This is a genomic window from Brooklawnia propionicigenes (assembly GCF_030297015.1).
GTDB classification, from domain to species: Bacteria; Actinomycetota; Actinomycetes; order Propionibacteriales; family Propionibacteriaceae; genus Brooklawnia; species Brooklawnia propionicigenes.
Window position 1 is genome coordinate 1,015,314 of sequence record NZ_AP028056.1, and the last position, 12,681, is coordinate 1,027,994.

The 12,681-nt window shown below is 64.2% G+C and carries 12 protein-coding genes; 10 read left to right on the forward strand and 2 right to left on the reverse strand.

The window, feature by feature from the left end:
• Positions 1-110: 110 nt before the first annotated feature.
• The 4 genes from QUE25_RS04620 to QUE25_RS04635 all read left to right on the forward strand — a co-directional run bounded on the left by QUE25_RS04620 (position 111) and on the right by QUE25_RS04635 (position 4,333).
• The gene (locus QUE25_RS04620; protein ID WP_286267981.1) at positions 111-1,019 is read left to right on the forward strand and encodes an HNH endonuclease; all 909 of its coding nucleotides are present in this window, start codon (positions 111-113) and stop codon (positions 1,017-1,019) included.
• Between the two features lie 227 nt (positions 1,020-1,246).
• Positions 1,247-2,812 carry an IS1634 family transposase gene (locus QUE25_RS04625; RefSeq protein ID WP_286267982.1) on the forward strand — a complete coding sequence of 522 codons (1,566 nt, stop codon included), beginning with the start codon at positions 1,247-1,249 and terminating at the stop codon, positions 2,810-2,812.
• A gap of 174 nt (positions 2,813-2,986) precedes the next feature.
• Positions 2,987-3,262, forward strand: a complete 276-nt coding sequence (locus tag QUE25_RS04630) for a HigA family addiction module antitoxin (RefSeq protein ID WP_286267983.1) — start codon at positions 2,987-2,989, stop codon at positions 3,260-3,262.
• A gap of 51 nt (positions 3,263-3,313) precedes the next feature.
• On the forward strand, positions 3,314-4,333 hold the full coding sequence (locus tag QUE25_RS04635) for a DUF4272 domain-containing protein (RefSeq protein ID WP_286267984.1): 1,020 nt from the start codon (positions 3,314-3,316) through the stop codon (positions 4,331-4,333).
• A gap of 19 nt (positions 4,334-4,352) precedes the next feature.
• Here the strand turns inward: QUE25_RS04635 and murJ are convergent, their stop codons facing one another.
• Together murJ and QUE25_RS04645 are read right to left on the reverse strand one after the other, a co-directional pair.
• On the reverse strand, positions 4,353-6,335 hold the full coding sequence (gene murJ / locus QUE25_RS04640) for a murein biosynthesis integral membrane protein MurJ (protein ID WP_286267985.1): 1,983 nt from the start codon (positions 6,333-6,335) through the stop codon (positions 4,353-4,355).
• Positions 6,332-7,621, reverse strand: a complete 1,290-nt coding sequence (locus QUE25_RS04645; RefSeq protein ID WP_286267986.1) for an aspartate kinase — start codon at positions 7,619-7,621, stop codon at positions 6,332-6,334. Before QUE25_RS04645 ends, murJ begins: the two co-directional genes overlap by 4 nt.
• A gap of 102 nt (positions 7,622-7,723) precedes the next feature.
• Here QUE25_RS04645 and QUE25_RS04650 point away from each other — a divergent pair, with 102 nt between their 5' ends.
• From QUE25_RS04650 to QUE25_RS04675, 6 genes are all read left to right on the forward strand, one after another.
• The gene (locus QUE25_RS04650; protein ID WP_286267987.1) at positions 7,724-8,419 is read left to right on the forward strand and encodes an MgtC/SapB family protein; all 696 of its coding nucleotides are present in this window, start codon (positions 7,724-7,726) and stop codon (positions 8,417-8,419) included.
• 107 nt (positions 8,420-8,526) lie between these two features.
• Entirely contained in the window at positions 8,527-9,093 is a 567-nt protein-coding gene (locus QUE25_RS04655) for a type 1 glutamine amidotransferase domain-containing protein (RefSeq protein ID WP_286267988.1), read from the forward strand.
• Between the two features lie 77 nt (positions 9,094-9,170).
• A complete protein-coding gene (locus QUE25_RS04660) occupies positions 9,171-9,722 on the forward strand; it encodes a DUF1707 SHOCT-like domain-containing protein (protein ID WP_286267989.1) in 552 nt (183 codons plus the stop codon).
• Positions 9,723-9,889: 167 nt separating this feature from the next.
• Complete coding sequence (locus QUE25_RS04665; protein WP_286267990.1) at positions 9,890-10,882, forward strand: ABC transporter substrate-binding protein; 993 nt, start codon at positions 9,890-9,892, stop codon at positions 10,880-10,882.
• 3 nt (positions 10,883-10,885) lie between these two features.
• Entirely contained in the window at positions 10,886-11,884 is a 999-nt protein-coding gene (locus QUE25_RS04670) for an ABC transporter permease (RefSeq protein WP_286267991.1), read from the forward strand.
• Positions 11,877-12,668 (forward strand): ABC transporter ATP-binding protein, encoded by a 792-nt coding sequence (locus QUE25_RS04675; RefSeq protein WP_286267992.1) that lies wholly within the window; start codon positions 11,877-11,879, stop codon positions 12,666-12,668. The genes QUE25_RS04670 and QUE25_RS04675 overlap by 8 nt, the downstream gene beginning before the upstream one ends.
• The last annotated feature ends 13 nt before the right edge of the window (positions 12,669-12,681 follow it).

Here is a 12,681-nt window from a genome sequence, read left to right on the forward strand (position 1 = left end):
GACTCGGGAGTTTCAGTGTTCGATCGAATTGCCGAGGTCGAGAAGGTGCAGACCGTGCGCCACTAGCGGGTCTTTCATCGCCCTCCCTAGTGAGCGACTAATCTCCTGGCATGGACATCAACGTGGAGCGCAGCGCTCGCGCCGCTGCCATGTCCTGGCTTGATACCAAGAAAGTCGACGGTGCGGTGTCCTTCTCGCGTGATGATCGCTTTCAGTACCAGGGGCAGAGCATAAGGTTCATGAGTCCTCAGGCGGGCATATGGAAACCCGCGGAGTGGACTGGGGCGTTGTCCATTTCAACCGCATTCACCCGTCCCACGAGCGCCCGACCCTACGACGACGCAGAGATCGGGGCAGATGGTTTCGGTCGCTATAAATGGCGGGGAACAGACCCCAATCACCCGGACAATCGTGCTCTGCGTCTGGCGATGGAGTATCACCTACCACTGATCTGGTTCATCGGCTTCACTCAAGGACGATATGCCCCGGTCTACCCCATCTATCTGGTCGGGGAAGAACCCACCCTGCACCAATTTATCGTGGCCGCCGACGCCATCCACCAGTTCGCCGCTGTCGATCTCGAGTTCCCGAACGCCGAAATCGAGCTCGCATATGCGGCGCGAGAGACGAAGCAACGCCTGCACCAGGCGCCGTTTCGTGCGGCAGTGCTGGACGCCTACACCTGCAAGTGCGCCGTCTGCCGGTTCGGCCATGCCTCCTTACTGGATGCTGCTCACATCATCACTGATGCCGACGGCGGCTCGCCGAACGTCAGAAACGGTCTGTCTCTGTGCAAGATGCACCACGCCGCCTACGACGTCGATATCATCGGGATCACCCCGGATCTGATCGTCGAAGTGAACCACGAAATCCTGAACGAGATCGATGGCCCGATGCTGCGCCATGGCATCCAGGAGTTCCATCGCAAGCCGTTGGTTGTCCTTCCACACAGGAGATCGCAGCAGCCCGACCGCGAAGCACTCGACTTGAGGTACCAGCACTTCTTGGCACGAGCCTGATAGACCGTAGCCGAGCCGACCGAAGGAATCCTGGGCAGATCCTGCAAGCCCCGCTCCGGCTCCATCTCGATCCTCCGAAGGCCGAAAAAATAGGACACTCACAGGGCTACCAAAGGCTTGACTAGGACCTGACTTCCACAGGTGCGCGTGTGTCGTCAATGTTCTTGCTTGTCAGGGGCTTGCGGTGGGTGGTTTTGGGGCACTAACGGGCGGTTAGAATCGGGCTTGTGAGCCCGTATCTGCGGAAAGTGAAGACCCGGTCGGGTGCGACCGCGGTGCAGATCGTGGAAAAGAGGCATGGCCAGCGAGTGATCGTGGAGCATCTGGGGTCGGCCCATACCGACGCCGAGCTCGCGGCGTTGATGCGGGCCGGCCACGACAAACTCCACGCCGGCCAGCCCGCCTTCGAATTGGGTATCGATCCCCACGGCGTGCCGGTGGGTGCGGTCGCGGTAGTCGCCGGGACACGATCGAAACTCCTGATGGATGCGATCCGGGCCTCCTGGGGCCGGCTCGGGTTCACCGTGATCGATGACGAGGCGTTCTTCCAGCTGGTCGCAGCCCGGCTCGTCGAGCCGACCTCGAAACGCGACAGCATCCGGGTGATCAACCAACTCGGCATGCACGCGTTCCACGAGAACACCTACTACGCCGCGCTGCGTCGTTGCATGGCTGGTGACTACCGCGAACAGATCGCGAAGGCCTGCTTCACCCACGTGTGGACCGACGCTGGCGGGGACATCTCCTTGCTGCTCTACGACGTCACCACGCTGTATTTCGAGGCCGAGAACGAAGACGATCTTCGCAAAGTCGGCTTCAGTAAAGAGCGTCGTGTCGATCCGCAGATCGTGGTCGGGCTGCTCGTTGACCGGAGCGGGTTCCCGTTAGAGATCGCCTGCTATGAGGGTAACAAGGCCGAGACTGCCACGATCATCCCGATCGTCAAAGCGTTCCAGGACCGTCACCAGATCACTGACATGGTCGTGGTCGCCGACGCCGGCATGTTGTCCGCGACCAACCTGCAAGCCCTCGACGATGCCGGGCTCCGGTTCATCGTCGGGTCCCGGGTCACGAAAGCACCCCACGATCTGGCCAAGCATTTCTGCTGGCACGGTGACCACTTCACCGACGCCCAGATCATCGACACGATCACGATGCGCCGCACCAAACCCGACCCGGCCAGGCTCGACACCTGCGACGAGCCGGTGTGGAACCCCCAAGCCCATCCGCTAGCGTGGCGGGCGGTGTGGCAATACTCCCGCAAACGGGCCGTCCGGGATCAACACACCCTGACCGCGCAGCAGAACCGGGCCCAAGCGATCATCGATGGCCTCCACCCGCCCCGCAAGGCCAGATTCTTGAAGACCAGCGGGGCCACGCTCACCCTTGATCACACCAGCCTGGACCGGGCACGCCGACTCACCGGCCTGAAAGGCTACGTCACCAACATCACCGTCGACACCATGCCCGCCGACCAGGTGATCTCGGCCTACCACGAACTGTGGCACGTGGAGCAATCCTTCCGGATGTCCAAAACCGACCTCGCTGCCAGACCGATCTTCCACCACACCCGCGACGCGATCGAAGCCCACCTGACCATCGTGTTCACCGCGCTCGCGATCGCCCGCGACCTACAGGCCCGCACCGGCTGGAGCATCAAACGCATCATCCAAACCCTCCAACCGCTACGCCACGTCACCATCACCATCAACGGTCACCCGATCGAAGCCCAACCCGCCATCCCCGACAACACCCGAGAAATCCTCAACGATCTCGGAATTTCGGGGCACTAAACCTGTGGAAGTCAGGACTCACAGGGCTACCAAAGGCTTGACTAGGAGGGTATGGTTACTCGCTGGGTCCAGAAATGGACCTGAGACCGACCAGCAATGGCGGCCCCTACTACCAGCATCGACGCCGGCTCCCTACCGGCGCCGGACGTGTCGGCCGTCATTGAAAGAGGTCCTATGACCACCCTCGGTGCCACTGTTGCTGCCCCGATCCACCCCGGGGAAATCCTCATGGAAGAGCTGTTGATTCCGCTGGGCATCTCGCAGCGACGACTCTCGGTTGCTACCGGCCTGTCGCTGCAGGAGATCAGCGAACTCGTCCACTGCAAGTGCCGCATTACCTCCGATCTCGCGCATCGCCTCGCCGCCTACTTCGGCACTTCCGATCAGTTCTGGTTCGATCTGCAGGACAGCTACGACCTGGAGTCCGCCGAAGCCGCGTGCCTGTGCTGACCAGCCCGGGATAGTCTCCCGGGTCCCGACCGATTCACTATTGTTTGCAGCATGTTGATCAGCGCCTACTCAACGCGGCTCGAGTTCGTGCCACACGACTTCACCCCAGTGGACGAGCATTTCCGCTGGCATGAGTCGGGCGAACAGGATGCCGGCTTTGCTGCGTCGTTGAGCGAGCTCGAGGACTATGTCTCACGCGCCGGTGTTGGGCAGCCGGCAGAGACCGTCCGCCTGCTGATCGGCCATGTTCGAGACACGCAGCGCTCCTACAGCTTCACCCTCGACGGCGCCGACCCAGCCCAGCTCGCCCGGCTGACCGCGTGGGCCACTGAGGCCAACGCCATCCTGGTCGCCGAGGGCGCCCTGCTCGACCCCGCCGGACGTCCGCTGCTCGCCGGGGCCCACGGTGCCCCCACCGGCAAGGTGCCACTGACCCCCGAATCGACAGAGCGCGCCCAAACCATCCGCAGCTGGCTGGCCTCGGCCCACGGGCTACAGATCCCCGGCGATCTTCCTCCGGTGCGCAGCGCGGCCGAGACCCGGACCCGAGACGTCAGCGATGTCGGGCTGCGCATCATCGGTCTGGTCATGACCAGCGATTTCGCCTCCTCGGTCATCGCCGGCAGTCCCCTCAACCAGCGCGCCATGCAGGCCGTCTTCCCGCACGCGATGGCCGCGCTGCCACCCACCGAGCGCGAGCTCTTCAACCGCCGCGAGACCGGCGCCGCCCGCAAGCTGCAACGTCGCATCGAGGCGGCAAACGAACTGCTCTGGGCGGCCGGACGCACTACCCTCGGCTGGCCAACCACCGACTGCCATCCCACCCAGGTGAAGGACCTCGTGCTGCGCCGCGGCGAGCAGGGGTTTCTGGACGGCCTGCGGCTGCGCGGAACCAACGAACTACTGGACGAATACGAGTGCCTTTCCTCGCTGATGTGGGCGCTGAACAACCAGGAGGCGCTGCGTCCGCGCGTCTACTCGGACGCGGATCCACGCATCGTCGCGCAGCGACTCATCGCCCTGGAATGGCTGCTCAAACCCCAACTCGCCTGGGACGACGCGCAAGGCTGACGCCTCCGACCGGCACGGATCAGCCGACCTGAGGTAGATGAAGCTTGCGAAGCACGGGATTCAGCAGATCGAAGAACTCCTGCACCCGCAACAAACGGGTCGCCAGCAGCAGCACCACGAGGAAGCTCAACCCACCGATGACGCCGCCGCCGAGCTGCCACACCCAGATCGTCCCGGCACTCATCTCGGCCTCAGGAATGGGCATCAACGCCAGGATTCCGCGGTAGGCACCCCAGGCCGCGAGACCCGCCAACCCCGACGCGGCGCCCAGCCGCAGATACATCCCCAGGATCGACCCCAGGCCCATATCTCCGATCTGACGGCGGGTATAGAGGACGAAAACCAAGGCCAGTGTGGTGTTGCCCACGAACATGCCCAGGCAGATCACCAACAGCCCGTACTCCAGCGGCACCAGGTAGGCCAGCAGCGCGAAACCCACCTGGAGGAAGGTGAGCAGGCACTGCATCCACAGATTGGTCTTGCCCTGTTCGGTTGCGAAACAATACTGCTGCTGCAAGGTGACGATGGTGTAGCCCAGCATGCTCGCGCTCATCACCATCAGGGGTAGCGCCGTCGCACGAGCCTGGTCGGCGTCCAGGCTGAAGTAGACCACCCGGACCGCCGGAACAGCCAGCGCGATGAACAGCGCTGAAGCCGGGATGATGCCCAGCGCCGGAAAGGTCAGTCCGCGGCGCACCAGTTCGCGCATATCCGACAGCCCGATCTGGGGGTCATCGCGTCGCTGCCAGGCCCTGGCCAGCTGCGGGAAGAGCGCCGTCAGCAGCGAGACCGCGATCAGCGAATAGGGCATTTGGAAGAGATTCAGGGCGTTCTGGTAATGCATGTAGCTGCCCACTTCGATTCCGCGCGCGTGGGCGGTATCGGCGAGATAGGTGGCCACTTTCATGATGAGCAGGCCACCGCCCTGAGCGATGACCAGCGCCAGGAAGGTGAGACCGGCGAAGCGTCCGAGCTGGCCGAAACCGTGCCCACGCAATCCCCAACGCGGTCGCCAGCGGAAGCCGGACCGGTACAGCGGCGGGATCAGGATCGCCGCCTGCACGGCGATGCCCAGGGTCGCGCTGCCCGCCAGCACCCAGATCATCTCCGGCGTCCAGGCGGACGCATCGTCCTGGCGGCCCCACATACTCAAGAAGACGATCAGCCCCGCGATCGCGACCACATTGTTGGCGACCGGAGCCCAGCCGTAGGCTCCGAATCTGCCGCGCGCGTTGAGAATATTGCCGAGCACCGCGAAGATGCCGTAGAACAACACCTGCGGCATGCAGATGAAGGCGAAAGCGATCGCCAGCTGCAATCCACTGCCGCTCAGCGAGGTGAAGGCCCGCATCAGCAACCCGGCGCCGGCGGTACACACCAGCGCGACCGCGGCGATCAGGACGAATGTCGCGGTCACCAGACGGTCGACGAAGTCCTGGCCGCCGTCGGGGCGCTTCATCGCCTTGGTGATCTGGGGAATGAGGATGGCGTTCAAGATGCCCGCCGACAGCAGCACCAGGATGAAGTTCGGCAAGGTATTGGCGGCCTTGAAGGCGCTGCCCGCGACCAGGGTGCCGAGCACCGCAGTCTGCAAGGATGCATTCACCATGCCCAGTACCCGGCTGACCAGGGTTCCCGACGCCATCAGCAGTGAGTTGCGTCCCAGGTTCTTACGGTCGGCCTCGTCGATGGCATCGACCAGCGACTCCGCCGAATCGTCCGGAGCCCTGGTCGCAGGGACGGCCCGGTCGAGGCGGTCCGGGCCCGGCTCCTCGGCTTGCTGCTTGCGGGCCGCCGGAGCTGATGGGTCGAACTCGCTGTCCCAGACGATCCGCGGGATGATGCGGGTCTCGATGAAGGCTTCAGGATCGTCGAAACGCTGGAAGGACAGCTGTTCGGGCTCGTAAGCGTCTGCCGCCCGTTTGGGAGCGGCAGATGAACCGGGGTCAGGAGACTGGGCCCGGCGAGCGGGCTCCTCCCGGGGCTCGCCGGCTTGCGTCAACGGCCAGTTCCTGCGTACACGACGGCTTCTTCGTCGCTGTCCAGGCCGAACGCGGTGTGGGCGGCCTGAACCGCGGCGTCCACATCGGCGACATCGACCACGACCGAGATACGGATCTCGGAGGTGGAGATCATCGAGATGTTGATGCCGGCCTTGGCCAGCGCGTTGAAGAAGTTCGCGGTGACACCAGGATGGGTACGCATCCCCACGCCCACGACCGAGACCTTGCCGATCTTGTCGTCATAGCGAACCTCGGAGAAGCCGATACGGTCCTTGGCGGCGTTCAGCGACTCGACCGCCTTCGCGCCATCGCTCATCGGCAGAGTGAAGGTGATATCGGTGGCGCCGGTGGCGACCGCCGATACGTTCTGCACGATCATGTCGACGTTGATGTCCTGGTCGGCGATGATGTCGAAAATGGACGCGGCCACGCCCGGCTTGTCAGGAACCCCCACCACCGTGATCTTCGCCTCGCTGCGGTCGTGGGCGATTCCGCTGATGATGGCTTCTTCCATGGCGTTGCCTTCCTCGAGACTGATCCGGCCGGTGACCAGTGTGCCGGGATTGTTGCTGAATGAGCTGCGCACATGCACGGTGACTCCCTCGCGGCGCGCGTACTCGACGCAGCGCAGGTGCAGGATCTTCGCGCCACACGCCGCGAGTTCCAGCATCTCGTCGTAGCTGATCTGAGAGAGCTTACGGGCTCCGTGGACGATGCGCGGATCGGCGGTGAAGACGCCGTCCACATCGGAGTAGATCTCGCAGATCTCGGCGCCCAGGGCCGCGGCGAGCGCCACCGCGGTGGTGTCGGAGGCTCCGCGTCCCAAAGTCGTGACGTCCTTGGTGGCCTGCGCGACGCCTTGGAAGCCAGCCACGATGACAATGTAGCCGTCCTGCAGTGAATGCTCGATGCGTCCGGGAGTGATGTCGATGATGCGGGCGTTGCCGTGCTGGGCAGTGGTGATGACACCGGCCTGGCTGCCGGTGTAGCTCAGCGCCTCGGCGCCCAGATCGTTGAGGGCCATCGCCAGCAGGGCCGCCGACTGACGCTCACCGGTGGTGAGCAGCATGTCGAGTTCACGGGCCTGCGGCTCGGAGCTGACCTCGAGAGCAAGATCCATCAGGTCATCGGTGGTGTCACCCATCGCCGAGATGACGACGACGACCTGGTTGCCGGCTTGCTTGGCTTCCAGCACCCGGCGGGCAACGCGCTTGATCGACTCCGCGTCGGCAACCGAGGATCCGCCGAACTTCTGGACGATCCGGCGGTGCTCACTCTGGCTCATCTATGCCTCCCTGACACCCATAAAAGCAGTAGGCGCCGGTCCAACTTTAGCCGCTCAGCGTAGGCTGAATCCGTCGGCGCACGGCGAACACGGGTGGAGCGGATGGACTGGGCGCTTCTCGGCACGGAAACACTGCGAGTGCTCGCGGCTGCCCTGCTGTGCGGGCTGATCGGCCTGGAGCGGCAGTTCCGTCACAAGAACGCCGGCGTACGCACTCACTCCCTGGTCGGCATGGGCGCGTGCCTGTTCACCATCGTCGGGATGGACCCGAGGGTGATCTCGGTGGCACCGAGTGCAGTGGACACCACCCGAATCGCCGCCCAGGTGGTGAGCGGCATCGGGTTCTTGGGCGCCGGTGTCATCTTCGTCAACAGGGACGCGGTGCGCGGCATGACCACCGCCGCCGGCATCTGGCTGTCGGCCGCCGTCGGGATGGCCTGCGGCGCCGGATTGGCGCTGCTGGGTGCAGCCACGGCCGTGCTCTACCTGGCGATCGTGCTCGGCGTCGGCCCGCTGCTGCACAAGTTGCCGACCGGGGATCGTCGAATGCTGGTGCGGCTCATCTACGTGGACAAATCGGGCACCCTGCGCCAGGTGCTCACCGCCGCCACCGAGATGGGATTCCTATCGTCGGTCATCTCCACCCGGCAGCGCCGAGGATCGGATCCGCCTACGGTCGAAGTGGTCATCCGTTTCACCGGTGACCCGCCGCTGCGCGATCTGGTGGCGGAACTGTCCGAGATCCAGGGCGTGCAATCCGCGGTCGTCTTCGAGGACTCGCACAACGACGAAATCTGACACCGACCTCGCCCTCGTCCGACGGGACGCCTGCCAGCGGGGCCGGCACCTTGGGAGCCTCTACTTCATGAGGCACTCTGGAAGATAGACAAGGAAGGGAGAAACTCATGGCGACAACACTCGAAGGCAAGAAGGTTCTCATCCTCTCCACGAACTATGGCACCGAGACCTCCGAACTCTTGAACCCATTGGAGTATCTGAGGGAGCACGGCGCTCAGGTGACGGTGGCTGCTCCACAGATCTCACCCATTCAGACCCTTGAAGGCGACAAGGAACCCGGGGCGACACTCGGCCCGGATATCACGCTGGCAGATGCGAACCCTGCCGACTATGAGGCCGTCGTGGTGCCCGGTGGCACCCTCAACGCCGATGCCCTGCGGGTCGACGCGGACGCTCAACGCATCGTGCAGGGCTTTGCCAACAACGGCAAGGTCGTGGCTTCGATCTGCCACGGACCGTGGCTGCTGATCAATGCCGGAATTGCCGGCGGGAAGACGCTCACGTCCTATCCGACGATCAGCACCGATCTGGTCAATGCCGGGGCGACCTGGGTGAACCAGGAAGTCAAGCTGTGCCGTGCCAACGGCTACCGGCTGATCACCTCCCGCAGCCCACAGGATCTGGCCGCGTTCGACCGGGCAATCGCCGACGAGTTGACCCACGCCGACGCCTGAGATGCTCAACGGCCATCTCGGCTCGGCCGCAAACCTCGGATACGTGTCCGGCTTCGTGGCTGGGTAGCCTTGACGTTATGAGCCAGATGCCCATCGATGATGCCGAACGCGACCGCGTGATCGCCGCGTTGCAGCGTAGCCACGCGTCCGGCTATCTCAACGACGCGGGGCTCAAGCAACGCGTCGAGGTTGCACTGGCGACCGACGACCCCTACCGGCTGAACAGTCTGTTGGCCGATCTGCCCGGAACGAACGCCTATCTGTGGTCGCCATCGGCTCACCAGCAGGTGGCACCGTTTGCTCCACAGGCCCAGCGGCAGCCCCTGAAGCAGTGGCAGGAGTTCCTGCGCACCTATTGGGGCGTGCTGGTGGGGGTGGCGCTGCTTCTGCTCATCATGATGGGCAACGGCCACTTCTCCTTATGGTGGATGTTCATCATGGTGGCAATCTTCTTCCCGCGCGGTATGCGCAGCAAGATGCACCGTCAATCCCCGCCTGCTCCGCCGTTTCAGCCCAATCCCCCGACGCGTCCTGCTCAGCCCTCTCAGCCCCAGGATCAGTTCGACGCCGATGACGATGACAACGGAAGCGACCGCTGGAATCAGCCGCCAACCGCCCCGCGCAGCTGATGCATCGGCTGCCGGAGCCGGCTGTGCTTCAATCGGATAACGCCTGTATCTTTGTGCTCGATCCGCTCTCAACTGGGTGAGACGCTGGACACACCAAAATCACCAGCAGGTAGCGTAAGTCCCTGCAGCGCCGCGTAGCGGTGCGCAGTGACGTGGAAGGAACCATCGTGAAGAACACTTGGCGCACGTTCGCGGCGCTAGCCTCGGTCGGCACGCTTCTCTTGGCCGGCTGTGGCTCGGACTCGGGCTCGTCGAGCACCGCCAGCGCCGGCGGCTCGGACACCGAGTACAAGATCGGCATCACCCAGTTCGTCTCGCACGCCTCATTGGACGCGGCTCGCGAGGGCTTCAAGGATGGCCTGGCCGACGCCGGCCTGAAGGTCAGCTACGACGAGCAGAACGCGCAGGCCGATCAAGCCACCGCGTCGTCGATTGCGAGCAAGTTCGCCAGCGCCGACCTCGACCTGGTGCTGGCCATCGCCACCCCCACCGCACAAGCCACCGCTCAGGTCATCAGTGATGTGCCGATCGTGTTCACCGCAGTCACCGATCCGGTCGCCGCTGACCTGGTGGCCTCCAATGAGGCCCCGGGCGCCAATGTGACCGGCACCACCGACATGAATCCGGTCGCCGAACAGATCGATCTGGTCAAGCAGGTGGCACCGGACGCCAAGACGGTCGGCATCATCTACTCGTCCGGCGAGATCAACTCGGCCGTCCAGGTTGACCTGGCACGCCAGGCCGCGGCGGCGCAGGGTCTGGAGGTCGTCGAGAAGACGATCACCACCACCGGTGAGGTGCTGCAGGCCGCCCAGTCGCTCGACGTCGACGCCATCTACGTGCCCACCGACAACAACGTGGTCGCAGGTCTCGACTCGGTGCTGCAGGTCGCCGAGGAACGCAAGATCCCGGTGATCGCCGGTGAGACCGAGTCGGTCTCCAAGGGAGCCCTGATCACCTACGGACTCGACTACTACGAGCTGGGCAAGCAGACCGCCGACATGGCCGTCAAGGTCCTGACCGAGGGCGCCGATCCCGCGACCATGCCGGTCGAGTCCCAGAAGACCCCGAAGCTGGTTATCAACACCACCGCAGCAGAGCGCATGGGCGTCACCATTCCGCAGTCGCTGCTCGACAAGGCTGACGAAACGGTTAAGTAGCACATGATCACAGCGATCGACCTCGGTCTGATTTTCGGGTTGATGGCGCTCGGGGTCTACCTGACCTTCCGCGTTCTCGACTTCGCCGATCTGACCATCGACGGCAGTTTCACGAGCGGCGCCGCCACGGCTGCCACCCTGATTGTTGCGGGGTGGCAGCCGTTGACGGCGACCCTGGCGGGAACTGCCGTCGGGTTGGTCGCCGGACTGGTTACCGGTCTGCTCAACACCTGGGGCAAGATCCACCCGCTGCTGGCGGGCATCTTGACCCAGATCGCGTTGTACTCGATCAACCTGCGGATCATGGGCAAAGCGAATGTGCCCCTGCTGCGCACCACCACCTTGTTCACCCCGCTGCGCGACAAGGGGCTGCTGGGCACCTGGGTGTCGGTCGGGATTCTGGCCGTGCTGCTGGCCGTCTTCGTGGTCGCGCTCGTCTGGTTCCTGTCGACCGATGTCGGTCTGGCATTGCGGGCCACCGGCGACAATGAGGGCATGGCACGTGCGCAGGGCGTCAACACCGATGCGATGACGCTGCTCGGGCTGTCGCTGAGCAACGGGCTGGTGGCCCTGTCCGGTGCGCTGTTCGCGCAGTATCAGGGCTATGCCGATATCGGTATGGGCATCGGGTTGATCGTCGCCGGTCTGGCTTCGGTCATCATCGGTACCGCGATCATCAATAACGGACACATCTGGATCACCGCACTCGCGGTCGTCTGCGGTTCGATCATCTACCGCCTGATCATCCAGGCGGCGCTGACGATTCCGTGGTTCGATCCCAACGACATGAAGCTGCTGAGCGCCCTGATCGTGATCACCGCGCTGCTGCTGCCCCGCTGGGATGTCTTCAACCGGCTCAGAGCTCGCAGCCGCGACAAGGAGTCCGCCGCCGAGGCCTGGGGTGATCCCGACCGCGATCCGGATCTGGAAGAACTCGACTCGGGTGATGTCCGGGCGCCTCGTCCGGGGATTGTGAAGAAGGTGAAGCGCGCCGATGCTTGAGGTTCGCCATGTCACGAAGGCTTTCTTCCCGCGCACCGTCAACGAGAAGATCGCGCTGCGCGACATCTCACTGACCCTGAAGTCCGGGGATTTCGCGACCATCATCGGATCGAACGGCGCCGGCAAATCGACGCTGCTGAATGTGGTGGCGGGGCGCTACCGCCCCGATCTGGGCAGCGTCTGGATCGATGGTGAAGATGTCACCCGGCTGCCCGACTATCGGGTGGCCCGCCAAGTGGGCCGGGTCTTCCAGGACCCGATGGCCGGCACCAGCCCGCACCTGACGATCGAGGAGAATCTGGCGATCGCCTGGGCCCGCACTCGTGGACGCGCGCTCAAACTGGGTGTCACCAACGCCCGCCGTGAACAGTTCCGCGAAGAACTGAAGACCCTCGAGCTGGGTCTGGAGAACCGGCTGACCGCGCGCGTCGGATTGCTCTCGGGAGGCCAGCGGCAGGCGCTGTCGCTGGTCATGGCGGCGTTCACCCAGCCACGCATCCTGCTGTTGGACGAACACACCGCGGCCCTCGACCCCCAGCGGGCGGCCTTGATCACCCGGCTGACCGATCAGATGGTGGAGCGCCACAAGCTGACCGCGATGATGGTCACTCACAACATGGAGCAGGCGCTGCAGCTGGGCAACCGCCTGATCATGATGCACGAGGGCGAGATCATTCTCGAGTTGCGCGACGAGGCCAAGCAGAAGGCCACCGTGGCCGACCTGATGTCGGAGTTCGACAAGCTCAAGGGTGTCCAGTTGAGCGATCGCACGCTGCTGGCCTGATCGGCGGGGCGCG

Excerpts from the sequence above, each read along its gene's own strand:
- QUE25_RS04620 (WP_286267981.1), top strand. The coding sequence starts at position 111 with ATGGACATCAACGTGGAGCGCAGCGCTCGCGCCGCTGCCATGTCCTGG.
- QUE25_RS04630 (WP_286267983.1), top strand. The coding sequence starts at position 2,987 with ATGACCACCCTCGGTGCCACTGTTGCTGCCCCGATCCACCCCGGGGAA.
- QUE25_RS04635 (WP_286267984.1), top strand. The coding sequence starts at position 3,314 with ATGTTGATCAGCGCCTACTCAACGCGGCTCGAGTTCGTGCCACACGAC.
- QUE25_RS04645 (WP_286267986.1), bottom strand. The coding sequence starts at position 7,621 with ATGAGCCAGAGTGAGCACCGCCGGATCGTCCAGAAGTTCGGCGGATCC.
- QUE25_RS04650 (WP_286267987.1), top strand. The coding sequence starts at position 7,724 with ATGGACTGGGCGCTTCTCGGCACGGAAACACTGCGAGTGCTCGCGGCT.
- QUE25_RS04655 (WP_286267988.1), top strand. The coding sequence starts at position 8,527 with ATGGCGACAACACTCGAAGGCAAGAAGGTTCTCATCCTCTCCACGAAC.
- QUE25_RS04660 (WP_286267989.1), top strand. The coding sequence starts at position 9,171 with ATGAGCCAGATGCCCATCGATGATGCCGAACGCGACCGCGTGATCGCC.
- QUE25_RS04670 (WP_286267991.1), top strand. The coding sequence starts at position 10,886 with ATGATCACAGCGATCGACCTCGGTCTGATTTTCGGGTTGATGGCGCTC.
- QUE25_RS04675 (WP_286267992.1), top strand. The coding sequence starts at position 11,877 with ATGCTTGAGGTTCGCCATGTCACGAAGGCTTTCTTCCCGCGCACCGTC.